The sequence below is a fragment of the Brachybacterium sp. GCM10030268 genome (genome assembly GCF_042666305.1).
In the GTDB taxonomy this organism is placed as follows: domain Bacteria; phylum Actinomycetota; class Actinomycetes; order Actinomycetales; family Dermabacteraceae; genus Brachybacterium.
Window position 1 is genome coordinate 121,399 of record NZ_JBHTCW010000002.1, and the last position, 23,572, is coordinate 144,970.

Genomic DNA, 23,572 nt, shown 5'->3' on the forward strand with positions numbered 1-23,572 from the left:
CGGGTCTGGGCAGGCCGTGATGCGGGCGATGGTGACGACAGGGGTGCGTCATCGGCGGCGGGGCTCATCTCAGCTCCTCAGCGGGCGCGGCGACACTGCTGCCCGGGGCGAGCGGCGCCCCAGCTCGCGACGCGGGCTCCTGCCGATCCGCACGGTCCTGCTGCATGAGGTCCAGCAGCACGGCCTCGAGATCCGCGGCGCCGGCACCGGTGATCTCCAGCCGTGCGCCGTGACGAGCGGCGGCGGCCTGCAGGTCCGCCTCGAGAGCGGGCACGGAGGCCGGGTCGACGCCGTGCGCGGTCGCGCGTACGGCGACGGCGCCGTGCTGGGCGTCGTGCGCGGTGATGATGTCCTGGACGGAGCCCGTGGCCAGGGTCCTCCCGCCGGCGATGACGCAGACGGCGTCGGCCAGGCCGACCACGTCGTCCATCATGTGGGTGGTCAGCACGACGGCCGTGCCGGTGTCGGCGAGGGAACGGATCAGGTGGCGCACCCGCTGCCGGATCGAGGGGTCCATGCCGGCCGTGGGCTCGTCCAGGAAGATCAGCTCGGGACGGCCGATGATCGCGAGGGCCAGCGCGAGGCGCTGCCGCTGTCCACCGGACAGCCTCCGCACGAGGGTGGTGGCGAACTCGTCGATCCCGAGGTGCTCGGCGACCTCGTCCACCGGCAGCGGGGCGGCATGCAGGCTCGCCCCGTAGCGCAGCAGAGACATGGCTCGGGCCCCCGAGGTCAGCCCGCCGTCCTGGATCATGACGCCGACGCGGGCACGGTGGCCGGGGCCGGCGCGCCAGGGGTCGCGGCCCAGCACCGACACGGTTCCGCCGACGGGGCGCAGCAGCCCGGTGGCGCAGGAGACCACGGTGGTCTTGCCCGCGCCGTTGGGACCCAGGAGCGCTGTCACCTCACCGCGGCGCGCGGTCAGCGAGAGCCCGTCCAGGGCGCGGACGGGGCCGTAGAAGTGCGTGAGGCTCTCGGCGTGCAGGGCCGGCGGCGCCGGGGACGGCGCGGGGGAGTGGTCTGTCATGTCGGCACCCATGGTAGGCGCGGCGGAGGTGCGACCGCCCCGCCGCGGCCGCCCCGCCGTGGCCGCCCCGCCGCGGCCGACCGGCCCGCCGCGCCCGGCCGCAGGCCCCGAGCGAACCTGCCCTGCTGTCCGTGGGCGCTCAGCGCCCGGTCACGTGCAGCGGGGTGTGCTCGGGGTCGACGACCTCGGCCGCCAACGGCGGCTCGGGGGCGGTGCCACCATCGCCCCACGTGTTGGTGGGGAAGCGGTCACGGTCGTGAGCATCCATGAGGTGGCTCATATCCGGACCGACGGGCACCACCTGGGTCGGGTTGATGTCGGTCTGGACGTAGTAGTAGTGCGTCTTGATCTGTTCGAGGTCGATCGTGTCGCCGAAGCCGGGCGTCTGGAACAGGTCCTTGGTGTAGTTCCACAGGTTCGGCATGGTCGCCAGCGGCTGACGGTTCGCCTTGAAGTGGCTGTAGTAGACCGGGTCGAAGCGGATCAGGGTGGGAAACAGGCGCACGTCGGCCTCCGTGATCGCGGGCCCCATCAGGTACCGGCTGTGCGAGAGACGGTCCTCCAGTTCGTCGAGCGCCACCCACAGCTTGCGGTACTCGCTCTCGTAGACGTCCTGGGAGCCGGCGAAACCGGTCTTGTACACACCGTTGTTGACCCGGTGCAGCATCCACGTGTTGAGGGCGTCGATCTCCTCGCGCTGGGCCTCGGGGTAGAGATCCGGGGCGCCGTCGCGGTGGTGGGCGCTCCACTGGGTGGCGAAGTCCAGCGTGATCTGCTGGAAGTCGTTGGTCACGACGGCCTTGGAGGGGATGTCGACCATGGCGGGCACCGTGATGCCGCGCGGGTAGTCGGGGAAGCGCGCGAAATAGGCCTGCTGGAGACGCTCGTAGCCCAGGACCGGGTCCTTCCCGCCCTCATCGAGATCGAAAGTCCACGAGCGCTTGTCGTGGGTGGGACCGGGCATGCCCACGGAGAGGACGTCCTCGAGGCCGTGCAGGCGGCGCGAGATCAGGGTGCGATTGGCCCACGGGCAGGCGCGGGCGGCGACGAGGTGGTAGCGGCCGGGCTCGACGGGCCATCCGTCCCGGGCGTCCTCCGTGATGCGGTCGGCGATGTAGTTCATGTCGCGGTCGAAGGGCTTGCCCTGGTGGACGTAGGAGCCCTCGGTCGAATGCTCCTGGCCGGAGTCCGCGGTGCTGGTGGCGTCCTCGATGCTCATGGCTTCTCTTCCTCGGTCTCTCGTGGGGAGGCGATCGCGGGGGATGCCGCGCCGCCTCCCAGGGTAGTTGAAAATGAGCGGAGACGGAAGCGGTGCCATGCCGCACACCGGTCGAGCGGTTTTAGGAAAGCTACGTGTTGTAAAATATTGGGGTGCCGTCAGGTGAGCAGGCCAGAGCAGGGAGAAGGTGAGGCGCCGATGACAGCGGAACAGCCGGATCCCGGCAGCACTCTCACCACGCGAGATCGCCTGGTCGACGCCATCTCGGCGCACGGCCCGATCACTGCCCGCCAGCTGGCGGAGCGGTTCGGTCTCACCAGTGCTGCGGTGCGTCGCCATCTCGCGGCGCTGGAGGCCGACGGGACCATCGCCGAGCATGACGTACCCATCGGCCATCGCGGCCGTGGACGCCCCAGCAAGGCCTTCGTGCTCTCGAAGTCCGCCCACGAGTCCCTGCCCGGCGGGTACGACGACCTCGCGGTGATGGCCTTCGAGGAGCTCGCGCGCCTCGGCGGGGACGAGGCGGTGTCACGGCTCGCCGGGCGCCGTATCGCGGATTGGGAGGCGGCGCTGTCGCAGCGGGTCGCCGAGTGCGAGGCCGCCGGGGAGACCGTCACCCTGGCTCGGCGGGTGGAACTGCTGGCCGAGATGCTCACCGCCCGCGGGTACGCCACCACGGTGCGTCCGCTGCACGTCCCGATGCCTGCCACGAACACACGACCGGGCGGCAGCCCGCGTACGCTCGTGACAGCGCAGCTGTGCCATGGGCACTGCCCCGTCCTCGACGTCGCCGCAGATCACCCCGAGCTGTGCGAGGCCGAGACTGAAGTCATCTCCCGCATTATCGGAGCACCCGTCCAGCGCCTGGCCACCCTGGCGCAGGGCGCGCACGCTTGCACGACACACATTCCGCTCACCGAGGGAAGGACACCATGACGAGCGCACCAGAGAAGCTGACACAGGACGAGATCATCGAGTCCGTCGGCCAGTACGCCTTTGGCTGGCACGACGAGGACACGGCCGGTGCCAGCGCGCGCCGCGGCCTGAGCGAAGAGGTCGTCCGTGACATCTCCGCCAAGAAGGACGAGCCCGAATGGATGCTCGAGCGCCGCCTGAAGGCGCTCAAGCTGTTCGACAAGAAGCCCATGCCCACGTGGGGCCCGGATCTGTCGGGCATCGCCTTCGAGGACATCAAGTACTTCGTGCGGTCCACGGAGGCCCAGGTCACCGACTGGGACGACCTGCCCGCGGACATTAAGGAGACCTACGACCGGCTCGGCATCCCCGAGGCCGAGAAGCAGCGCCTGGTCGCCGGTGTCGCCGCGCAGTACGAGTCCGAGGTCGTCTACCACCAGATCCGCGAGGACCTGGAGGAGCAGGGCGTCATCTTCATGGACACCGACACCGGGCTGCGCGAGCACCCGGAGCTGTTCCAGGAGTACTTCGGCTCCGTCATCCCCGCCGGTGACAACAAGTTCTCCGCGCTGAACACCGCGGTGTGGTCGGGCGGCTCCTTCGTCTACGTCCCCAAGGGCGTGCACGTGGAGATCCCGCTGCAGGCCTACTTCCGGATCAACACCGAGAACATGGGCCAGTTCGAGCGCACGCTGATCATCGCCGACGAGGGCTCCTACGTGCACTACGTCGAGGGCTGCACCGCGCCGATCTACAAGTCGGACTCCCTGCACTCGGCCGTCGTGGAGATCGTCGTCAAGAAGGACGCCCGTGTCCGCTACACGACGATCCAGAACTGGTCGAACAACGTGTACAACCTGGTCACCAAGCGCACCACGGTCGAGCAGGGCGGCACCATGGAGTGGGTCGACGGCAACATCGGCTCCAAGGTCACCATGAAGTACCCGGCGGTCTGGCTGATGGGCGAGCACGCCCGCGGCGAGACGCTGTCGATCGCCTTCGCCGGCGAGAACCAGCAGCAGGACACCGGCTCCAAGATGGTCCACATGGCCCCGCACACCTCCAGCTCGATCGTCTCCAAGTCGGTCTCGCGCGGAGGTGGCCGCACGTCCTACCGCGGCCTGGTCCAGGTGATGCCCGGCGCCGAGCACGCGGCCTCCACCGTGCTGTGCGACGCGCTGCTGGTGGACCAGATCTCCCGCACCGACACCTACCCCTACGTGGACGTCCGCGTCGACGACGTCCAGATGGGCCACGAGGCGACCGTCTCCAAGGTCTCCGAGGAGCAGCTGTTCTACCTCATGAGCCGAGGCCTGGAGGAGACCGAGGCGATGGCGATGATCGTGCGCGGGTTCATCGAACCCATCGCGCGCGAGCTCCCCATGGAGTACGCCCTCGAACTGAACCGCCTGATCGAGCTGCAGATGGAAGGAGCAGTCGGTTGATGACTGCCTCAGATACGTACGACCTCACCGGTGCCGAGAGCGCTGGGGATCCCGCGGCCAACGAGAACGTCGGGAACGCCGCCGGTGCGGCTCCCGTCGCTGCTCAGTCGGCCCTGGACGGTGCGCGGCCGGCGGCCGCCCCCGAGCTGGAGGAGGAGGGCCTGGCCCTTCCCGGCGAGAAGAATCCCGAGCGTGCCGCGCTGAACCGCGGCGCGCGCAAGCGCTCCTTCGAGCTCGGCGACCACGCCGTGCCCACCAGCAAGGTCGAGGAGTGGCGCTTCACCCCGCTGCGCCGCTTCGCCCCGCTGTTCGAGGACGTCCCCACCGACGACCGTGAGGGCGATCCCGCCCTGGACTACAGCATCGACGTGCCCGAGGGCGCCCCGGAGACCTCGGTGCTCGCCCCCGGCCAGGCGCCCCGCGGCACCGCACTGGTGCCCGAGGACCTCACCGCTGCCATCGCCTCGGCCCGCACCGAGCAGGCCCTGCACCTGGTGGCACCGAAGAACACCGAGCTCTCCGAGCCGTTCCGGGTCGGGATCAACGGTCAGGGCGCGGACCGTCGCGGCAACGCACACATCGTGCTGGAGACCCAGGAGTCCTCCTCGGCGACCTTCGTGCTGAACCACACCGGCTCGGCCCAGTACGCGCAGAACGTGGAGATGGTCGTCGGCGACAACTCGCAGATGACGGTCATCGCGCTGCAGGACTGGGACGACGACGCGCTGCACGTGGCGACCCACCACGCTCGTGTGGGGCGTGACGCGAAGATCAAGCACATCGTGGTCTCCCTCGGCGGCAGCGCCGTGCGGGTCAACGCCATCGGCGAGTTCGCCGCCCCGGGCGGCGAGATCGAGAACCTGGGCCTGTACTTCTCCGACTCCGGCCAGTTCCTCGAGCACCGGCTCTTCGTCGATCACGCGGCGCCGAACTGCACCTCGAACGTGGCCTACAAGGGTGCGCTGCAGGGCAGCAAGGCACGGTCCGTCTGGGTCGGCGACGTACTGATCCGCAAGGAGGCCGAGGGCACCAACACCTACGAGCTGAACCGCAACCTGGTTCTGACCGAGGGTGCCCGCGCCGATTCGGTGCCGAACCTGGAGATCGAGACCGGGGAGATCGAGGGTGCCGGTCACGCGGCTGCCACCGGTCGCTTCGACGACGAGCAGCTGTTCTACCTGCGCGCGCGGGGGATCCCGGAGAAGGAGGCGCGGCGTCTGGTCGTGCGCGGCTTCTTCGCCGAGCTCATCCAGCGCATCGACGTGCCCGAGATCCGTGAGCACCTCTTCGAGTCCATCGAGTCCGAGCTCGCACGGAGCATGAACTGATGAGCGACGCCTTCGTCCCCGTCGCCACCCTGGACCGTCTCGCCCCCGGCGAGGCGATCGACGTCGTCGCCGACGACATCGAGATCGCCCTGGTGCGCGACGAGGACGGCGGCGTCCACGCCCTCGAGGACGTCTGCTCGCACGACGAGATCGCCTTGTCGGACGGCGACGTCGAGGGCTGCACCATCGAATGCTGGAAGCACGGCAGCCAGTTCGACCTGGTCACGGGCCGGCCCCTGCAGCTGCCCGCCGTCCTGCCCGTGCGGGTCTTCCCCGTCCGGGTGGACGAGTCCAGCGGCGAGATCCTCGTCGACCCGACCGGAGCCTCCACCCTCTGATCATCATCGGGCGCCGCCGGCCGGAGCCCGCCCCACCTCACGAATCCACCAGCACCCCTGGCCAAGGAGAACCACCTATGTCGATTCTGGAGATCAAGAACCTCCACGCCACCGTCGAGACCCCCGAGGGCACCAAGGAGATCCTCAAGGGCGTCGACCTGACCATCAAGTCGGGCGAGACCCACGCCATCATGGGGCCCAACGGCTCCGGCAAGTCGACCCTCGCCTACGCGGTCGCCGGCCACCCCAAGTACGAGATCACCGAGGGCGAGCTGACGCTCGACGGTGAGGACGTGCTGGAGATGAGCGTCGACGAGCGCGCCCGCGCCGGCCTCTTCCTGGCCATGCAGTACCCGGTCGAGGTCCCCGGCGTGACCGTGTCGAACTTCCTGCGCACCGCCAAGACCGCGATCGACGGCGAGGCCCCCTCGCTGCGCACCTGGGTCAAGGACGTCAAGGGCTCCATGGATGATCTGCGCATGGACCCCGTCTTCGCCGAGCGCAACGTCAACGAGGGCTTCTCCGGTGGCGAGAAGAAGCGCCACGAGATCCTGCAGATGCAGCTGCTCAAGCCCGGCATCGCGATCCTCGACGAGACCGATTCCGGCCTCGACGTCGACGCGCTGCGCATCGTCTCCGAGGGCGTCAACCGGGCCAAGGAGAACACCGACGTCGGCATCATGCTGATCACGCACTACACCCGTATCCTGCAGTACGTGAAGCCGGACTTCGTCCACGTCTTCGTCGGCGGCAAGATCGCGGAGCAGGGCGGCCCGGAGCTCGCCGAGCGCCTCGAGAACGAGGGCTACGACCGCTTCCTCGTCGGCGCCAACTGACGCCACCATCCGGTCCGGCCCGGGATCCATCCCGCGGCCGGCCCGGCACCACCCCACCAGCGGGCCGTGACCGCGGCCCGCGCCTGACCGGGAGGATGCCATGACCGACCAGAAGACCCCGTCGGCCACCGTCACCGCCGATGACGTCACCGAGGCGATGAAGGACGTGATCGACCCCGAGCTCGGGATCAACGTCGTCGATCTCGGCCTCGTCTACGGCGTCACCGTCGAGGACGGCCACGCCGTCATCGATATGACCCTGACCTCCGCCGCGTGCCCCCTGACGGACATGCTCGAGGAGCAGACGTTCGCCGTGCTCGACCCCATCACGGAGACGCACCGCATCAACTGGGTGTGGATGCCGCCGTGGGGCATGGAGAAGATCACCGAGGACGGCCGCGAGCAGCTGCGCGCGATCGGCTTCAACCTCTGACCTGACGCACGGGACCCCCTGATCTGCCCAACGGCAGATCAGGGGGTTCTTCCTGTGCACGACGGACCACAGTGAGCCCGGAGAGACCCGGATCGATCACCGGCTGTCGCCGGACGAGCGTCAGCCGATGAGATCGCCGGCCGGCGTGACCTCGAGGCCGTGCGCCTCACCGGTGCCGGCATGCGTGAGAGCTCCCTCGTGGGTATGCAGGCCCAGGGCCAGAGCGCCGTCGGCCCGCATCGCCTCGCGCCAGCCGCTGCCGGCGACCTTCAGGACGTAGGGGAGAGTCGCATTGGTCAGCGCCGCCGTCGCCGTGACCGGGACCGAGCCGGGCATGTTCGCCACGCAGTAGAAGACCGTGTCGTGGACGGTGAAGGTCGGATCATCGTGCGTGGTGGGACGGGAGTTCTCGAAGCACCCGCCCTGATCGATCGCGACGTCGACGAGCACCGAGCCCGGTTTCATGGTCGCGACCATCTCGTCGGTCACGAGCTTCGGGGCTCGCTTGCCCGGGATCAGCACCGACCCGATCACCACGTCGGCCTCGCGGAGCTTCGCGGCCAGGTCCAGCGTGGTGGAGTACCGGGTGAGGATGCCGCCGTGATGGACGGTGGCGATCTGGCCCAGCCGGGAGACGTTCAGATCCATCACGGTGACGTCCGCGTGCAGCCCGTGCGCCATCATCGCCGCCTGCTCACCGACCACGCCGCCGCCGATGATCACCACGTCGGCCTCATCGGTGCCCGGCACGCCGCCCATCAGCATGCCGGAGCCGCCCAGCGGCGTCATCAGGTGATACGCCGCGACCTGAGAGGCGAGGCGGCCGGCGATCATGCTCATCGGTGCCAGCAGCGGCAGGGACCGGTCCGGCAGCTGCACGGTCTCGTACCCGATCGCCGTGGTCCCGGAGGTCAGCAGGGCTTCGGTGAGACCCTGGTCCGCGGCGAGGTGGAGGTAGGTCATCAGCACCTGGCCTCGTCGCAGTCGCCCGTACTCCTCCGGCAGCGGCTCCTTGACCTTCACGATCATCTCGGCCTGCTCCCAGACCTCGTCGGCCGTACCGAGCACGCGGGCGCCCGCGGCCCGGTAGTCCTCATCGGTGATGCGCGCTCCCAGGCCCGCCGCGGCCTCGACGACCACCTCGTGGCCGCGCACGGCGAGCTCATGGACCCCGGCGGCGGTCAGGCCCACCCGGTTCTCGTTGTTCTTGATCTCCCGCGGCACCCCGATGCGCATGACGAGCCTTCCTGCGTGGTTCCGAGGCCGCTTCCCGCGGCCGTTCGCGCCCAGGATGGCACCCATGCTCGGGCGATGGGGCCGGGATGGCGGAGCGAGACGGTCTCGTGACGGACGGGGCCGCCGCGGGCCCGGGACTGTGGTTCGCGGCACCGTGGGGCGATATTCAGCGACTACCAGCGCACCCCGCACCTAGACTCGATCCGGCCCCGCACCGGTCGCGACCGATCCGGCGGGCCAGACGAGCAGCCCCGGGCGCGCGCCCGACCCCGCGAAACAGGAGCATCATCCCGTGATCACCGTGCACGACCTCGCCATCCGCGTCGGTGCCCGTGTGCTCATGAGCGGGGTCTCGTTCCAGATCACGCCCGGGGACCGGGTGGGCCTCGTCGGCCGCAACGGGGCCGGCAAGACCACGCTGACCAAGGTGCTCTCCGGGACGCTCGCCCCCAGTGAGGGCTCCGTCGACGTCTCCGGCGAGCTCGGCTACCTCCCGCAGGACACGCACACCGGCGACGAGCACGAGTCGGTCATCTCCCGGATCCTCTCCGCCCGTGGCCTCGACGACGTCTTCTCGAAGCTGCGCCGCGCCGAGGAGGAGATGGGGGACATGAGCCTCAGCGAGGCCAAGCGCGAGAAGGCCATGGACCGGTATCCGCGACTGATGAGCGAGCTCGAGTCCCGCGGCGGATACGCGGCCGAGGCCGAGGCCAAGCGCATGTCGGCGAACCTGGGTCTGCCCAACCGCCTGCTCGAGCAGGAGCTGGGCACCCTCTCCGGCGGCCAGCGCCGCCGCGTCGAGCTCGCCCGCATCCTGTTCTCCCAGGCGCAGACGATGATCCTCGACGAGCCCACCAACCACCTCGACGCGGACTCGATCGCGTGGCTGCGCGAGTACCTCATGGGCTACTCCGGCGCGCTGATCGTGATCAGCCACGACGTGGATCTGGTCGAAGAGGTCGTCAACAAGGTCTTCTACCTCGACGCCAACCGCGCCGTCATCGACATCTACAACATGGGCTGGAAGCTGTACCAGCGTCAGCGCGAGGACGACGAGAAGCGCCGCAAGCGCGAACGGCAGAACGCCCAGAAGAAGGCCACGCAGCTCACGGCACAGGCCGACAAGATGCGCGCGAAGGCCACCAAGGCCGTGGCGGCCCAGAACATGCTCAAGCGCGCCGAGCGCATGCTCGACGGCGTCGAGGAGGAGCGGCAGACCGATCGCGTCGCCTCCCTGCGCTTCCCCAAGCCCGCCCCGTGCGGCAAGACCCCGCTGATGGCGCGCGACCTCTCGAAGTCCTACGGCAGCCTCGAGATCTTCGCCGGCGTGGACCTCGCCATCGACCGCGGCTCCCGCGTGGTGATCCTGGGCCTGAACGGTGCCGGCAAGACCACGCTGATGCGGATCCTGGCGGGCGTCGACGAGCCGGACACCGGCGAGATCCTCCCCGGCCACGGGCTGCGCGTGGGCTACTACGCGCAGGAGCACGAGACGCTCGACCTGGACCGCACGGTGCTCGAGAACATGATGACCGCGGCCTACGAGCTCCCCGAGGTCGAGGCGCGCAAGATCCTGGGGTCGTTCCTGTTCACGGGGGACGACGTGCACAAGCCCACGCACGTGCTCTCCGGCGGCGAGAAGACCCGTCTGGCGCTGGCCACTCTGGTGGTCTCCAGCGCGAACGTGCTGCTGCTGGATGAGCCGACGAACAACCTCGATCCCGCCAGCCGTGCGGAGATCCTGGGCGCACTCGCGGCGTTCGAAGGGTCCGTCGTGCTGATCTCCCATGATCCCGGCGCTGTCTCCGCGCTGTCGCCCGAGCGGGTGCTGATGATGCCCGACGCCGTCGAGGACCTCTGGAACGCCTCGTACCAGGAGCTCGTCGAGCTGGCCTGATCCTCTCGGCCGGACAGCTCAGGACCGGGCCGGCACCCGTAGCCAGCGCCCCCGTGCGCCCGTGCGCCCCGTGGCAAAGTGGCCCGTGCGCCAGGTGGCAAAAACGTGTAGCTGAGCGGCACTGGACCCCTCCAGGAGAGGGGCGCGGGCCGCTGAGCTACATGTTCGTGCCAGTGCCAGTGCCAGTGCCAATGCCGGTGCTGTTCGTGCCAGTGCCGGTGGCAGATCGGCCACGTGGAGATTTCCTGTCCCGATGCCCGGGACCGACCCGGCACAGTCCCGTCCTCTCGGCGTGTTCCGGCTGATCTCGGGGAGTCTGCGTCGAAGCGCTGTACTCTCTGGAACAGTCGTAATCGGCGTAGTCACCGTCCGGTATCGCGGACGCGACGGAGACCCCGGATCAGGTGGTGGAAGCCCATGTTCGTCCTGTCGTTCTCCGGTGAGGCGCTGCGCGCCCGTTCGAGCACCGACCCGGTCCCCGCACTGCTCGAATCGCTCTCGCCCATCCCCCTCGCGCTGCCCGCCGAACGCACCGCTGGCCCCGACGTGCTCGCCCTCGCTGCTCGGGCCGACGCCGCTCTGGAGGCACTGCTGCGTGCCCGCGAGGACGGGGACTGGGCGATCGGTCTCGGGGTCGGAGCGATCGAGAAGCCCCTGCCCGAATCGGTCCGCGCGGTCGCGGGCCCAGCGGTCGATGCCGCTGCCGGCGCGGTGCGATCCGCCCGCACCACCTCGAGCGTCCCCGTCGTCGTACGGGCCGCCGATGCGCGCCACCGCGAGACCGCCGAGGACGCCGAGGCCGTGCTGCGCCTGATCGGGTGGATGATCCGTACCCGCAACCGCGGCCAGTGGGAAGCTGTGCGCGCCCTGAGGGAGCATCCCGGTGCGACGCAGGCCCAGCTGGCCCAGCGCCTCGGGGTCACCCAGCAGACCGTCTCGCGGGCGGTGAAGACCAGCGGCTGGCGGGAGGAGCACGCCGCGCACCCGCTGGCGATACGCCTGCTGAGCATGATCGACCTCACGTCGGCCCGCTGAGCGTGCCCGTCTCGCCCGGCGGGTGCCTGCCTGCGCGCTATCCTTGACGGGCCCCGACGACTACCGAGGAGACTCATGGCGACGACGAACGACCTCAAGAACGGGATGGTCCTCGTTCTGGACAAGCAGCTGTGGAGCGTTGTCGAGTTCCAGCACGTCAAGCCCGGCAAGGGCCCGGCCTTCGTGCGCACCAAGCTGAAGAACGTCATGTCCGGCAAGGGAGTCGACAAGACCTTCAACGCCGGCGTGAAGGTCGAGACGGCGACCGTGGACCGACGCGACATGCAGTTCTCCTACATCGACGGCGAGATGTACGTCTTCATGGACACCTCGAACTGGGAGCAGACCAGCCTCACGCCGGAGATCGTCGGTGACGCCAAGGACTTCATGATGGAGGGCCAGGACGTCGTGGTGGCCTTCCACGAGGGCAACGCGCTGTTCGTGGAGCTGCCCCCGTCGGTGGTCATGGAGATCCAGTTCACCGAGCCCGGCCTGCAGGGCGACCGCTCCAGCGGCGGCACCAAGCCCGCGACGCTGGAGACCGGCCGCGAGATCCAGGTGCCGCTGTTCCTGAACCAGGGCGACAAGGTCAAGGTCGACACCCGCAGCGGCGAATACCTCGAGCGCGTCAAGTGACCCCAGGTTCCACCTCTGAGGAGCCCGGAGCTTCTCGGGACCCCGGCCTCCCTCTCCCCGCGCGGGAGGGGGAGGAGTTCAGCTTCGAGCGCACCATCCCCGCCCGCACCGACCGCCTCCACGGCCGCTCCCGCGACCGGGTCCGTGCCCTGGACGTGCTGTTCGAGGCCGACGCCCGGCAGCTGGACGTGCTCGATGTGCTCGAGGAACGGCTGCGGGTGACCGCCGCGCAGACCCCGCTCCCGCAGCGCGCGCGGGATCTGGTGGAGCTGTACGCGCCCTACGCCGTCGACATCGACGAGGACCTCGCGACGCATTCGCGTGACTGGCCCCTGCACCGCATGCCGGCCGTGGACCGGGCCGTGCTCCGCCTCGGAGCCGCCGAGGTGCTCTACGGCGAGGAGGAGGCGGGTCGCGGCGCGATCATCGGCGAGTACACCAAGATCGCCGAGGTGCTCTCGACCGACGACTCCCCGCGGTTCGTCAACGGGCTGCTGCAGCGCCTGGTCGACATCCGCGGACTGGTCAGCTGACGGGGCCGCCGACCCCCGACAGGCACAGGCCTCCGACAGGGACGGACAGCGCACCGCTCGAGGCTCCCGGACGGATTGGCCCGGCGACTCGGGCGCGGCGTCCGAGGGGCGGTCCCGCGCGCGGCGCCCGGCCGATCCCGCTTAGACTCGGCACAGCTCGCACGAGCACCACACCCTTTAACGACACGTCCCGTGAGGCGTGGAAGGGAGAACACCCATGCATGACGACGACACGAGCCCCGCGGACCTCCGCGAGGCAGAGCGCTCCCGGGTCCTCGGGGCGGAGGAGATCCGCCGGGCCCTGACGCGCATCGCCCACGAGATCCTCGAGAGCGGCCACGGGGCCGACGACCTCGTGCTCCTGGGCATCCCGCATCGCGGGGTCCCGCTGGCCGAGCGACTCGCGCAGCAGATCACCCGGGCCGAGGGTGACCAGCGCCCGGTCGACGACCTCGCCGGCAGCCTCGACATCACGATGTACCGCGACGATCTGCGCCACAACCCGACCCGCGCTCCCAGCCCCACGAGGATCCCGCGTGCCGGGATCGACGGCCGCACCGTCGTGCTGGTCGACGACGTGCTGTATTCCGGCCGCACCGTGCGCGCCGCCTTGGACGCGCTGGGCGCGATCGGCCGCCCGTCCGCCGTCCGCCTCGCGGTCCTGGTCGATCGCGGGCACCGGCAGCTGCCCATCCGCGCCGACCACGTCGGCAAGAACCTCCCCACCTCCCGCAGCGAGCGCGTGCACGTCCAGCTCGCCGAGACCGACGGGGAGGACGCGGTCGACATCGTCCGTCCGGCAGCGGGGGAGGGACGGGCATGAGGCACTTCATCTCCATCGCCGACCTCGACCGCGCCGAGGCGACCGCCGTGCTGGCCACCGCCGCGCACATGGCCGAGACCCAGTCCCGCTCGATCCGCAAGCTGCCCACCCTGGTGGGCACCACCGTGGTCAACCTCTTCTTCGAGGACTCCACCCGCACCCGGATCAGCTTCGAGGCGGCCGCGAAGCGGCTCTCGGCCGACGTCATCAACTTCTCCGCCAAGGGCTCGAGCCTCTCCAAGGGCGAGTCGCTCAAGGACACGGCGCTGACTCTGCAGGCCATGGGGGCCGACGCGGTCGTGGTGCGCTCCGGATCCTCCGGCGCGGCCCACCTGCTGGCCCACGCCGGCTGGATCGATCAGCCCATCGTCAACGCAGGGGACGGTGCGCACGAGCACCCCACCCAGGCGATGCTCGATGCCTTCACCCTGCGCCGCCACCTGCGTCCCGGAGATCCCACCGCGGGCCTGGACGGCTGCCACATCGTCATCGTCGGCGACATCCTCCACTCCCGCGTGGCCCGCTCGAACGTGCTGCTGCTGACGCTGCTGGGGGCGCGGGTGACGCTGGTCGCCCCGCCCGCCCTGGTGCCCGTCGGCGGCTCGGCCTGGCCCTGCGAGGTCGCCTACGACCTCGACGAGGCCCTGGCCACCGGACCCGACGCCGTCATGATGCTGCGCGTCCAGCGCGAACGCATGGTCGGCGGCGGCTTCTTCCCCACCGAGGGGGAGTACTCCCGCCGCTACGGACTGACCACGGCGAGGGCCGCCGCGCTGCCGGAGCACGCGATCGTCCTGCATCCCGGCCCGATGAACCGCGGCTTCGAGATCGCGGGGGACGTCGCCGACTCCCCGCGCAGCGTCATCGTCGAACAGGTCGCCTCCGGCGTGTTCGTGCGCATGGCCGTTCTCTACCACCTGCTCGCCACCGACGCCCGGGAGGCGCCCCGTGAGAACTGAGACCGCCGCACCCACCGCCGGGATCGGCTCCGCCGGCGCGGAGGCCGCCCCGCTGCTGATCCGGGGCGGCCGCCCCTACGGGGAGGACGTCCAGGACATCCTCCTCACCGGCGGGCTCATCGAAGCCGTCGGCACCGACCTCCCGGCCCCCGAGGGCGCCGAGGTGATCGAGGCCGACGGGTGCATCGTGCTGCCCGGCCTCGTGGATCTCCACACCCACCTGCGCGAACCCGGCGGGGAGGAGGCCGAGACCGTCGAGACCGGCACCCGTGCCGCCGCCCGCGGCGGGTTCACCGCCGTGCACGCGATGGCCAACACCACGCCGGTCGCCGATACCGCCGGCGTCGTCGAGCAGATCGCGCGCCGCGGGGAGGACGCCGGCTGGTGCTCCGTGCGCCCCGTCGGCGCGGTCACCGTGGCGCTGGCCGGTCAGCGGCTGGCCGAGCTCGACGCGATGGCGAACTCGGCCGCCTCCGTGCGCGTGTTCAGCGACGACGGCAAGTGCGTGCACGATCCCGTGCTGATGCGCCGCGCTCTGGAGTACGTCAAGAGCTTCGACGGGGTGATCGCCCAGCATGCGCAGGATCCGCGGCTGACCGAGGGCGCCCAGATGCATGAGGGCGTGGTCTCCGCCGAGCTGGGACTCTCCGGCTGGCCCGCCGTCGCCGAGGAGTCGATCATCGCCCGCGACGTGCTGCTGGCCCAGCACGTCGGCTCGCGCCTGCACGTGTGCCACCTCTCCACCGCCGGCAGCGTGGACATCGTCCGCTGGGCCAAACAGCGCGGCATCGCCGTGACCGCTGAGGTGACCCCGCACCACCTGCTGCTGACCGACGAGAACGTGCGCCAGTTCGACGCCGTGTTCAAGGTCAACCCGCCCCTGCGCACCGCCGAGGACGTCGAGGCCGTCCGCGAGGGCCTGGCCGACGGCACGATCGACATCGTCGCCACCGACCACGCCCCGCATCCCCGCGATGCGAAGGACCGTGAGTGGGACCAGGCCGCGATGGGCATGACCGGGCTGGAGACGGCCCTGTCGCTGGTGCAGTCCACCATGGTCGAGACCGGCCGGCTCAGCTGGCGCGACGTGGCCCGCGTGCTGTCCGAGAAGCCCGCCGAGATCGGCCGCGACGACGACCAGGGCCGCCCGCTCGAGGCCGGCGCTCCGGCTCACGTCCTGGTGTGGGACCCCCGTCCGGTCCGCGTCACGGATCCGGCCGAGCACGCCTCGCGCAGCCGCAACTCCCCGTTCGCCGGACTCGAGCTGCCCGGTCGGAACCGGCTGACCGTGCTGGGCGGCCGCGCCACGGTGCGTGAGGGCATCGTGGTGGAGCACTGATGGACCAGCTCGTCCCGGTCCTGCTCCTGGCCGCCCTGTTCGCCCTGATCCTGCTGGGGATGGCGCGCGGGTGGCGACGCCGCGGCCGCTCCCAGCAGCACCTGCCGGTCCCCTCCGGAGCCCCGCTCGCCGAGCTCGGGGAAGAGGTGGAGCTGGGCCCGTTCGAGGCCGTGTACGTCGACACCGTCCTCGCCCGGCAGCCCCTCGAGCGCGTCGTCGCCCACGGCCTCGGCCAGCGCTCCGCCGCCCAGGTGAGCGTCTCCGAGACCGGCACCTGGCACATCGCCCGCCGCGGCGTGCCCGCCGTGACGATCCCCGCGGCCTCCGTCGACGAGGTCACCGCCGGCCCCGGCATGGCCGGCAAGTTCATCGGCGGCGACGGCATCCTCATCCTCCGCTGGCGCCTCGGCGACCAGCTCCTCGACACCGGTCTGCGTCTCGCCCGCCGCGCCGACCACGACCTCCTGCTCTCCCGGAAGGAGCACTCATGACTGCCCCCACCCCCCACAGGGCCGGCCCGCCCGCCCCCGCGACCGCCCCCTCCGGCACACCCTCCCGCGCCGCACGGCGCGACCCCGCGCTGCTGATCCTCGACGACGGCACCGTCCTGCGCGGCAGCGCCTACGGCGCGCGCGGCGCCCGTCTGGGCGAGGTCGTCTTCGCCACCGGCATGACCGGCTACCAGGAGACCCTCTCCGACCCCTCCTACGCCGGCCAGATCGTGGTCCAGACCGCTCCGCACATCGGCAACACCGGCGCCAACGCCGAGGACATGGAGTCGCGGCGGGTGTGGGTGCGCGGCTACGCCGTGCGCGACGCGAGCCGGCTGTCCTCCAGCTGGCGCGCCGAGCAGTCCCTGGACGAGCTCCTCGTCGGCAGCGACATCGTCGGCATCTGCGACATCGACACCCGCATGCTCACCCGCCTGCTGCGCGATACCGGGTCGCTGCGCGGAGGCATCTTCTCCGGTGACGCGCTGGAGGCCGGCGAGGAGGAGCTCCTCGAGCAGGTCCGCCGACAGCCCTCCATGAGCGGCTCCAGCTTCGTCGACGAGGTGACCATCGCCCAGCCCGTCGTCCTCGAGCCCGAGGGCGAGGCGATCGGCACGGTCGCCGCCGTCGATCTCGGCATCAAGGGTGCCTCTCCGCGCAGCATGCTCGCCCGCGGGATGAGGGTGGCGCTGCTGCCGGCGACCACGACCCTGGAGGACCTGCTGGCGCTCGAGCCCGACGCGGTGTTCTTCTCCAACGGCCCGGGCGACCCCGCCGCCGCCGAGGACCAGGTCGAGCTGCTGCGCGGCGTCCTGGACGCCGATCTCCCGTTCTTCGGGATCTGCTTCGGCAACCAGCTGCTGGGCCGGGCGCTGGGCTTCGACACCTACAAGCTGAAGTTCGGCCACCGCGGCATCAACCAGCCCGTGCTGGATCGCGAGACCGGCAAGGTCGAGATCACCGCCCACAACCACGGCTTCGCCGTGGACGTCCCCCTGGAGGGCGAGCACGTCGCCCCGTACGGAGGCGGCCGCTACGGCCGCGTCGTGGTCTCCCACGTCGGCCTCAACGACGACGTCGTCGAGGGGCTGCGCTGCCTCGACCGTCCAGTCTCCTCCGTCCAGTACCACCCCGAGGCGGCGGGCGGCCCGCACGACGCCTCCTACCTCTTCGATCGCCTCGCCGAGGTGGTCGCCCAGCACCGGGACGGCCGCCCCGTCCAGCCGGTCCGGTCCGCTGAGGCCGCCGACAACGCACACAAGGAGTCCTGATGCCCCGTCGCTCCGACATCTCCTCCGTCCTCGTGATCGGCTCCGGGCCGATCGTGATCGGGCAGGCCGCCGAGTTCGACTACTCCGGCACCCAGGCGTGCCGGGTGCTGCGCGAGGAGGGCCTGCGAGTCATCCTCGTCAACTCCAACCCGGCGACGATCATGACCGACCCCGGCATCGCCGACGCCACCTACGTCGAGCCCATCGATCCGGACATCATCCGCTCCATCATCGCCGCTGAGCGACCCGACGCGATCCTGCCCACCCTCGGCGGGCAGACCGCGCTGAACGCCGCCATGTCCCTCGCCCAGAACGGTGTCCTCGAGGAGTTCGGCGTCGAGATGATCGGCGCGAGCCTGGACGCGATCAACAAGGCCGAGGACCGCAGCCAGTTCAAGGAGGTCGTCGAGCGGGTCGGCGGCGAATCCGCGCGGTCGCGGATCTGCCACACGATGGACGAGTGCGTGGCCGCCGCCGAGGAGCTCGGGTACCCGATGGTGGTGCGTCCCAGCTTCACCATGGGCGGCCTCGGCTCCGGCATGGCCTACGACGAGCAGGACCTGCGGCGCATGGCCGGTGACGGCCTGCACTACTCGCCGACCACCGAGGTGCTCCTGGAGGAGTCGATCCTGGGCTGGAAGGAGTTCGAGCTCGAACTCATGCGCGACCACCACGACAACTGCGTGGTCGTCTGCTCCATCGAGAACGTCGACCCGGTCGGCGTGCACACGGGCGACTCCGTGACCGTGGCCCCCGCGCTGACCCTCACCGACGTGGAGCTGCAGAAGCTGCGCGACCTCGGCATCGGCATCATCCGCGAGGTCGGCGTCGACACCGGCGGCTGCAACGTGCAGTTCGCGACCCATCCCGAGACCGGCCGCATCGTCGTGATCGAGATGAACCCGCGCGTCTCGCGCTCCTCGGCCCTCGCCTCCAAGGCCACCGGGTTCCCGATCGCGAAGATCGCCGCGCGCCTGGCCATCGGCTACACCCTGGACGAGATCCGCAACGACATCACCGGCACCACCCCGGCGAGCTTCGAGCCCGCCCTGGACTACGTGGTCGTCAAGGTCCCGCGGTTCGCGTTCGAGAAGTTCCCCGCCGCCGACCCGACGCTGACCACCACCATGAAGAGCGTCGGTGAAGCCATGGCGCTGGGGCGCAACTTCACCGAGGCCCTGGGCAAGGCGCAGCGATCCCTCGACGTCAAGGGCGCCTCACCGAGCTACGCGGGAGAGCCGCCGTCGATCTCTGAGGTGGCCGAGCTGATCGAGACCACGCGCACCCCGACCGACACCCGCCTGGTGGCGATCTCGCGGATCCTGTGGGCCGCCGCCGAGGGGGTGGTGGACCCGGTCGAGACCGTGGATGCCCTGGTCGAGGCCACCTCCATCGACCGGTGGTTCCTGGACCAGATGCTGCTGGTCGCCGAGATCGCGGCCGAGCTGCGCGGCTCCCCGGTGCTGGACGCCGAGCTGCTGCGCCTGGCCAAGCGCCACGGGCTCTCCGACGACCAGATCGGCCGGCTGCGCGGTCAGCACGGAGACGTGGTCAAGGGCGTGCGCGAAGCCCTCGGGATCAACCCCGTGTTCAAGACGGTCGACACCTGCGCCGCGGAGTTCGCCTCGCGCACCCCGTACCACTACTCGAGCTACGACCAGGAGACGGAGGTCGAACCCCGCGAACGGCCCGCCGTGCTCATCCTCGGCTCCGGGCCCAACCGCATCGGCCAGGGCATCGAGTTCGACTACTCCTGCGTGCACGCCGCGATCGCCCTCGGGGACCGGGACCTGCCCGGCGGCGGGTACGAGACGGTGATGATCAACTGCAATCCCGAGACCGTCTCGACGGACTACGACATCGCCGACCGTCTCTACTTCGAGCCGCTCACCTTCGAGGACGTCGTCGAGGTGTACGAGGCGGAGAAGGCCGCCGGCCCCGTCGCCGGCGTCATCGTCCAGCTCGGCGGGCAGACCCCGCTGTCCCTGGCCCGCCGTCTCGAGGAGGCCGGGCTGCCCATCATCGGCACCAGCCCCTCGGCGATCGACCTCGCCGAGGACCGCGGCCACTTCGGCGCCGTCCTCTCCGACGCCGGCCTGCCCGCCCCGCCGTACGGCACGGCCTGGGCTCTCAGCGATGCCAGCGAGGTCGCCGCGGCCATCGGGTATCCCGTCCTCGTCCGCCCGAGCTACGTGCTCGGCGGGCGCGGCATGGAGATCGTCTACGACCAGCAGGGCCTGGTCGACTACGTCAGCCGGAACCTGCCCGACGGCGGCCGCGCCGAGGCCCCGATCCTCATCGACAGCTTCCTGGACACCGCCATCGAGATCGACGTCGACGCCCTGTACGACGGGGAGGAGCTCTACGTCGGCGGCATCATGGAGCACATCGAGGAGGCCGGCATCCACTCCGGCGACTCCGCGTGCACCCTGCCGCCGATCACCCTCGGCGACGAGATGCTCGAGCGCATCCGCGAGTCCACCCGCGGGATCGCGGCGGGCGTGGGCGTGCGCGGGCTGCTCAACGTCCAGTACGCCCTCTCCCAGGGCATCCTGTACGTCCTGGAGGCCAACCCGCGCGCCTCCCGGACCGTGCCCTTCGTCGCCAAGGCCACCGGGGTGCCACTGGCCCAGGCCGCGGCCCTGGTCATGGCCGGGACCTCCATCGCGGACCTGCGCCGCGGCGGAGTGCTGCCCGCCCAGGGCGACGGCACCGAGCTGCCCGACGACGCCCCGATCGCGGTCAAGGAGGCGGTGCTGCCGTTCAAGCGCTTCCGCACCCGCGAGGGCCACGCCGTGGACTCGGTGCTCGGCCCCGAGATGCGCTCCACGGGCGAGGTGATGGGCCTGGACGCGACCTTCCCGCTCGCGTTCGCCAAGGCGCAGCTGGCGATCTCGGGCCAGGGCCTGCCGACGGCCGGCTCTGTGTTCGTCTCGGTCGCCGACCGCGACAAGCGCTCCCTGGCCCTGCCGGTGGCGCGCCTGGCCGCGCTCGGCTTCGACATCCTCACCACGGCCGGCACCGGCCGCGTCCTGCGCCGGTCCGGGATCCCCTGCACGGTGCTGCGCAAGGCCTCGGAGGCCGGGAACGAGGCCAGCGTCATCGAGCTCATCGAGGCCGGCGACGTCGCCCTGGTGCTGAACACCCCCTCGGGATCCAACGCGCGGGTGGACGGTTACGCGATCCGTGCGGCCGCGACCAGCATGGACGTGCCGATGATCACCACCTTGCAGGAGTTCCAGGCCGCGGTGCAGGCCATCGAGGCCCGCCCGGTCGAGCCCTTCGAGGTCGGCAGCCTGCAGGCGCACACCCAGCACCTGCTCGACGGCCGCGCCGCGCGGGCGCTGGCATGAGGGCCTCTCCGCCGACGTTCGGTGCGCGCCTCCAGCAGGCCGTCGCCGAGCGCGGACGGATCGTCGCGGGCATCGACCCCCATGCGGGCCTGCTCGAGGCCTGGGGCCTGCCGGATTCCCCTGTCGGCCTGGCGGAGTTCTCCAGGACGGTGCTGGAGGCCGTCGACGGCCGGGTCGCGGCGGTCAAGCCGCAGTCCGCCTTCTTCGAGCGGCACGGATCCGCCGGCGTCGCGGTGCTCGAGGATCTGCTGGCCGACGCCCGCAGCAGGGGCCTGCTGAGCATCCTCGACGTCAAGCGGGGCGACATCGGGTCGACCATGACGGCCTACGCCCAGGCGCACCTGCTGCCCGGGGCTCCCCTGGAGGCCGATGCGATCACGGTGAGCCCCTACCTCGGGACGGGATCCCTGGACCCCGCCGCGGACCTGGCCGCCGAGCACGGCAAGGGACTGTTCCTGCTCGCCCTGACCTCGAATCCGGACGGGCCGCAGGTCCAGCACGCGATCACCGAGGCGGACACGCCGGTCGCGGCGGTCATCGCGCGACACGCCGAGGCGATCGGCGGCGGCACGACGGGGGAGTGGGGCAGTGCCGGCCTGGTCGTCGGCGCGACCGTCGCCGACGCGTACCGGCGACTGGGACTGGACCGCCTCGCCCCGTCGGCGCCTCTGCTCGCTCCGGGGTTCGGCGCTCAGGGCGCCGGACCTGCACAGATGTCCGAGGTGTTCGGAGAAAACGCAGGTCACGTGCTGGTCTCGCTCTCCCGCGGCCTGCTCGCGGCGGGGCCCGCGAGGGATGATCTCCGCCGGCGCGCGGACGATCTGAGCGCCCAGTTCGCCTGAGTCGTACCGGGTCGCCCAGGACCGTGCGGCGAGGCCTCGGGACCGCCGCCGGGACCGTTCCGAATCGTGTCGCGGAGGGCCCGATCTGCACCGGACCTGGGATTGTGCGTGTCAGAAGTGCGCTCCGCCACGATTTTGGGGTTACGCTCTTCCCACACGCGAGGTCCTCCCGGATCCCGCCCGTCACCAGCAAGAGAACAAGAGGTAAGAACAGTGGCTCTCCCTCCCCTCACCCCTGAGCAGCGGGCCGATGCCCTGAAGAAGGCCGCCGAGGCTCGTCGTGAGCGCGCGGCCATCAAGGCGCGGCTCAAGGACAGCGCCGGCCGCCGCGGCGAGGAGATCAAGAAGGTCCTCTCCGAGTCCGAGAGCAACGAGGTCGTCGGGCGCCTGCGTGTCGCCGCTCTGCTCGAGGCCCTTCCCGGCGTGGGCAAGGTCAAGGCGCAGCAGATCATGGAGGAGATCGGCATCTCCCCGTCCCGCAAGATCCGCGGCCTCGGCTCCCATCAGGCGGAGAAGCTCGTCGCGCACTTCTCCGAGTGACGCAGTCCGACGGGGCCGGCACCGGCTCGGTGCCGGCCCCCGTGACTGTCCTGGCCGGCCCCACCGCCGTGGGCAAGGGCACGGTCTCCGCGGCGATCCGCGAGCGGTACCCGCAGATCTGGCTTTCCGTCTCGGCCACCACGCGCCCGCCGCGCCCCGGTGAGATCGACGGCGTCCACTACCACTTCGTGGACGAGGACGAGTTCACGCGGCTGGTCGAGGCCGGCCAGATGCTCGAGTGGGCCCGCGTCCACGGTCGTCACCGCTACGGCACCCCGCGAGGCCCGGTCGACGCCGCCGTGGCGGCCGGGCACCCCGTGCTGCTGGAGATCGACCTCGCCGGTGCCCGGCAGATCCGCCGCACCGTGCCCGAGGCACGCTTCGTGTTCCTGGCGCCACCGGACTGGGACAGCCTCGTCCAGCGGCTCGTGGGCCGCGGCACCGAGAGCGCCGAGGAGCGCGAGCGTCGCCTGGAGACCGCCAGGGACGAACTCGCCGCCGAGAGCGAGTTCGACGTCACGATCATCAACGACGACGTCTCCCGCGCCACCGCGGAGCTCGCCGCCCTGCTGGGCGTGCACGAGCCCGACTGACCGCCGGGGTGCGCGAGGTCACCCGGCCCGCGCGCCGGACCCCTCGCCCGCACCGGGGTCCAGGGCGTATCCTGGACCGTCGCACGCCGAAACTCACGAAGGGACATCCGTGGCCGGAACAGTCGCTCAGCCCGAAGGCATCACGAACCCGCCGATCGATCGTCTCCTCGAGACCGTCGACTCCAAGTACGCCCTGGTCCTGTACTCCTCGCAGCGCGCCCGCCAGATCAACGCCTACTACTCGCAGCTCTCCGAGGGTCTGCTCGAGTTCGTCGGCCCGCTGGTCGACGTCGACAACCAGGAGAAGCCGCTGTCGATCGCGCTGCGCGAGATCGACGAGGGTCTGCTGACGGTCCGCGAGGTCGACGAGGAGGAGTACGCCGCCGCCAACGAGCCCGATCCGAATGCCCCGGCTCCGCTCAAGCTCGGCGACGACGCCCCCGAGATCCCGCCGACCGACCTCACCTTCTGAGACCGCCCCAC

General features: G+C 70.8%; 23 protein-coding genes. 20 read left to right on the top strand and 3 right to left on the bottom strand.

The annotated features are described in order from the left end of the window. Positions 1–64: 64 nt before the first annotated feature. Together ACFQRD_RS03585 and ACFQRD_RS03590 are read right to left on the bottom strand one after the other, a co-directional pair. Positions 65–1,027 carry an ABC transporter ATP-binding protein gene (locus tag ACFQRD_RS03585; RefSeq protein ID WP_377020027.1) on the bottom strand — a complete coding sequence of 321 codons (963 nt, stop codon included), beginning with the start codon at positions 1,025–1,027 and terminating at the stop codon, positions 65–67. A 139-nt stretch (positions 1,028–1,166) separates the two neighbouring features. Continuing rightward, positions 1,167–2,246, bottom strand: coding sequence for a glutathione S-transferase family protein (locus tag ACFQRD_RS03590; protein ID WP_377020026.1), 1,080 nt, complete (start codon positions 2,244–2,246; stop codon positions 1,167–1,169). A 198-nt stretch (positions 2,247–2,444) separates the two neighbouring features. Here ACFQRD_RS03590 and ACFQRD_RS03595 point away from each other — a divergent pair, with 198 nt between their 5' ends. From ACFQRD_RS03595 to ACFQRD_RS03620, 6 genes are all read left to right on the top strand, one after another. Next, positions 2,445–3,182, top strand: a complete 738-nt coding sequence (locus tag ACFQRD_RS03595) for a helix-turn-helix transcriptional regulator (protein WP_377020025.1) — start codon at positions 2,445–2,447, stop codon at positions 3,180–3,182. Continuing rightward, the gene (gene sufB, locus ACFQRD_RS03600; protein ID WP_377020024.1) at positions 3,179–4,606 is read left to right on the top strand and encodes a Fe-S cluster assembly protein SufB; all 1,428 of its coding nucleotides are present in this window, start codon (positions 3,179–3,181) and stop codon (positions 4,604–4,606) included. Before ACFQRD_RS03595 ends, sufB begins: the two co-directional genes overlap by 4 nt. After that, positions 4,606–5,934 carry a Fe-S cluster assembly protein SufD gene (gene sufD, locus ACFQRD_RS03605; RefSeq protein WP_377020023.1) on the top strand — a complete coding sequence of 443 codons (1,329 nt, stop codon included), beginning with the start codon at positions 4,606–4,608 and terminating at the stop codon, positions 5,932–5,934. Before sufB ends, sufD begins: the two co-directional genes overlap by 1 nt. Then, on the top strand, positions 5,934–6,272 hold the full coding sequence (locus ACFQRD_RS03610; RefSeq protein ID WP_377020022.1) for a non-heme iron oxygenase ferredoxin subunit: 339 nt from the start codon (positions 5,934–5,936) through the stop codon (positions 6,270–6,272). Before sufD ends, ACFQRD_RS03610 begins: the two co-directional genes overlap by 1 nt. Positions 6,273–6,349: 77 nt before the next feature. Continuing rightward, the gene (gene sufC / locus ACFQRD_RS03615) at positions 6,350–7,108 is read left to right on the top strand and encodes a Fe-S cluster assembly ATPase SufC (RefSeq protein WP_377020021.1); all 759 of its coding nucleotides are present in this window, start codon (positions 6,350–6,352) and stop codon (positions 7,106–7,108) included. Positions 7,109–7,208: 100 nt separating this feature from the next. Next, a complete protein-coding gene (locus tag ACFQRD_RS03620) occupies positions 7,209–7,541 on the top strand; it encodes a metal-sulfur cluster assembly factor (protein ID WP_377020020.1) in 333 nt (110 codons plus the stop codon). A gap of 120 nt (positions 7,542–7,661) precedes the next feature. On the opposite strand, the gene ald is transcribed toward ACFQRD_RS03620, so the two are convergent. Then, on the bottom strand, positions 7,662–8,777 hold the full coding sequence (ald, locus tag ACFQRD_RS03625) for an alanine dehydrogenase (protein WP_377020019.1): 1,116 nt from the start codon (positions 8,775–8,777) through the stop codon (positions 7,662–7,664). A gap of 292 nt (positions 8,778–9,069) precedes the next feature. Between ald and ACFQRD_RS03630 the strand changes: the two genes are divergently transcribed. The 14 genes from ACFQRD_RS03630 to rpoZ all read left to right on the top strand — a co-directional run bounded on the left by ACFQRD_RS03630 (position 9,070) and on the right by rpoZ (position 23,561). Further along, positions 9,070–10,674, top strand: coding sequence for an ABC-F family ATP-binding cassette domain-containing protein (locus ACFQRD_RS03630; protein WP_377020018.1), 1,605 nt, complete (start codon positions 9,070–9,072; stop codon positions 10,672–10,674). Between the two features lie 417 nt (positions 10,675–11,091). After that, the gene (locus ACFQRD_RS03635; protein WP_377019495.1) at positions 11,092–11,709 is read left to right on the top strand and encodes a MarR family transcriptional regulator; all 618 of its coding nucleotides are present in this window, start codon (positions 11,092–11,094) and stop codon (positions 11,707–11,709) included. A gap of 75 nt (positions 11,710–11,784) precedes the next feature. Next, positions 11,785–12,345 (top strand): elongation factor P, encoded by a 561-nt coding sequence (efp, locus tag ACFQRD_RS03640; protein WP_377019496.1) that lies wholly within the window; start codon positions 11,785–11,787, stop codon positions 12,343–12,345. After that, entirely contained in the window at positions 12,342–12,878 is a 537-nt protein-coding gene (locus ACFQRD_RS03645; protein WP_377019497.1) for a transcription antitermination protein NusB, read from the top strand. The genes efp and ACFQRD_RS03645 overlap by 4 nt, the downstream gene beginning before the upstream one ends. Positions 12,879–13,095: 217 nt before the next feature. Further along, positions 13,096–13,701 carry a bifunctional pyr operon transcriptional regulator/uracil phosphoribosyltransferase PyrR gene (gene pyrR, locus ACFQRD_RS03650; RefSeq protein ID WP_377019499.1) on the top strand — a complete coding sequence of 202 codons (606 nt, stop codon included), beginning with the start codon at positions 13,096–13,098 and terminating at the stop codon, positions 13,699–13,701. Then, a complete protein-coding gene (locus ACFQRD_RS03655) occupies positions 13,698–14,660 on the top strand; it encodes an aspartate carbamoyltransferase catalytic subunit (RefSeq protein ID WP_377019500.1) in 963 nt (320 codons plus the stop codon). The genes pyrR and ACFQRD_RS03655 overlap by 4 nt, the downstream gene beginning before the upstream one ends. Before the next feature lie 22 nt (positions 14,661–14,682). After that, entirely contained in the window at positions 14,683–15,999 is a 1,317-nt protein-coding gene (locus ACFQRD_RS03660; RefSeq protein WP_377019503.1) for a dihydroorotase, read from the top strand. Then, on the top strand, positions 15,999–16,490 hold the full coding sequence (locus ACFQRD_RS03665) for a hypothetical protein (protein ID WP_377019502.1): 492 nt from the start codon (positions 15,999–16,001) through the stop codon (positions 16,488–16,490). The genes ACFQRD_RS03660 and ACFQRD_RS03665 overlap by 1 nt, the downstream gene beginning before the upstream one ends. Then, positions 16,487–17,761, top strand: a complete 1,275-nt coding sequence (gene carA, locus ACFQRD_RS03670) for a glutamine-hydrolyzing carbamoyl-phosphate synthase small subunit (protein ID WP_377803500.1) — start codon at positions 16,487–16,489, stop codon at positions 17,759–17,761. Before ACFQRD_RS03665 ends, carA begins: the two co-directional genes overlap by 4 nt. Then, on the top strand, positions 17,761–21,114 hold the full coding sequence (gene carB / locus ACFQRD_RS03675) for a carbamoyl-phosphate synthase large subunit (RefSeq protein ID WP_377017252.1): 3,354 nt from the start codon (positions 17,761–17,763) through the stop codon (positions 21,112–21,114). Before carA ends, carB begins: the two co-directional genes overlap by 1 nt. Beyond that, complete coding sequence (gene pyrF / locus ACFQRD_RS03680; RefSeq protein ID WP_377017250.1) at positions 21,111–21,956, top strand: orotidine-5'-phosphate decarboxylase; 846 nt, start codon at positions 21,111–21,113, stop codon at positions 21,954–21,956. The genes carB and pyrF overlap by 4 nt, the downstream gene beginning before the upstream one ends. Before the next feature lie 213 nt (positions 21,957–22,169). Then, positions 22,170–22,496 carry an integration host factor, actinobacterial type gene (gene mihF, locus ACFQRD_RS03685; RefSeq protein ID WP_377017248.1) on the top strand — a complete coding sequence of 109 codons (327 nt, stop codon included), beginning with the start codon at positions 22,170–22,172 and terminating at the stop codon, positions 22,494–22,496. After that, positions 22,493–23,089: a guanylate kinase gene (gene gmk, locus ACFQRD_RS03690; protein ID WP_377017246.1), complete on the top strand. Its 597-nt coding sequence runs from the start codon at positions 22,493–22,495 to the stop codon at positions 23,087–23,089. The genes mihF and gmk overlap by 4 nt, the downstream gene beginning before the upstream one ends. Positions 23,090–23,198: 109 nt before the next feature. Further along, on the top strand, positions 23,199–23,561 hold the full coding sequence (gene rpoZ / locus ACFQRD_RS03695; RefSeq protein WP_377017244.1) for a DNA-directed RNA polymerase subunit omega: 363 nt from the start codon (positions 23,199–23,201) through the stop codon (positions 23,559–23,561). The last annotated feature ends 11 nt before the right edge of the window (positions 23,562–23,572 follow it).

Bases quoted from the DNA above. Each gene is read 5' to 3' on its own strand.
- sufD (WP_377020023.1), top strand. From the start codon at position 4,606: ATGACTGCCTCAGATACGTACGACCTCACCGGTGCCGAGAGCGCTGGG.
- ACFQRD_RS03635 (WP_377019495.1), top strand. From the start codon at position 11,092: ATGTTCGTCCTGTCGTTCTCCGGTGAGGCGCTGCGCGCCCGTTCGAGC.
- ald (WP_377020019.1), bottom strand. From the start codon at position 8,777: ATGCGCATCGGGGTGCCGCGGGAGATCAAGAACAACGAGAACCGGGTG.
- sufB (WP_377020024.1), top strand. From the start codon at position 3,179: ATGACGAGCGCACCAGAGAAGCTGACACAGGACGAGATCATCGAGTCC.
- ACFQRD_RS03610 (WP_377020022.1), top strand. From the start codon at position 5,934: ATGAGCGACGCCTTCGTCCCCGTCGCCACCCTGGACCGTCTCGCCCCC.
- carA (WP_377803500.1), top strand. From the start codon at position 16,487: ATGACTGCCCCCACCCCCCACAGGGCCGGCCCGCCCGCCCCCGCGACC.
- ACFQRD_RS03585 (WP_377020027.1), bottom strand. From the start codon at position 1,027: ATGACAGACCACTCCCCCGCGCCGTCCCCGGCGCCGCCGGCCCTGCAC.
- pyrF (WP_377017250.1), top strand. From the start codon at position 21,111: ATGAGGGCCTCTCCGCCGACGTTCGGTGCGCGCCTCCAGCAGGCCGTC.
- pyrR (WP_377019499.1), top strand. From the start codon at position 13,096: ATGCATGACGACGACACGAGCCCCGCGGACCTCCGCGAGGCAGAGCGC.
- ACFQRD_RS03665 (WP_377019502.1), top strand. From the start codon at position 15,999: ATGGACCAGCTCGTCCCGGTCCTGCTCCTGGCCGCCCTGTTCGCCCTG.
- ACFQRD_RS03655 (WP_377019500.1), top strand. From the start codon at position 13,698: ATGAGGCACTTCATCTCCATCGCCGACCTCGACCGCGCCGAGGCGACC.
- ACFQRD_RS03620 (WP_377020020.1), top strand. From the start codon at position 7,209: ATGACCGACCAGAAGACCCCGTCGGCCACCGTCACCGCCGATGACGTC.
- sufC (WP_377020021.1), top strand. From the start codon at position 6,350: ATGTCGATTCTGGAGATCAAGAACCTCCACGCCACCGTCGAGACCCCC.
- ACFQRD_RS03595 (WP_377020025.1), top strand. From the start codon at position 2,445: ATGACAGCGGAACAGCCGGATCCCGGCAGCACTCTCACCACGCGAGAT.
- carB (WP_377017252.1), top strand. From the start codon at position 17,761: ATGCCCCGTCGCTCCGACATCTCCTCCGTCCTCGTGATCGGCTCCGGG.
- efp (WP_377019496.1), top strand. From the start codon at position 11,785: ATGGCGACGACGAACGACCTCAAGAACGGGATGGTCCTCGTTCTGGAC.
- ACFQRD_RS03590 (WP_377020026.1), bottom strand. From the start codon at position 2,246: ATGAGCATCGAGGACGCCACCAGCACCGCGGACTCCGGCCAGGAGCAT.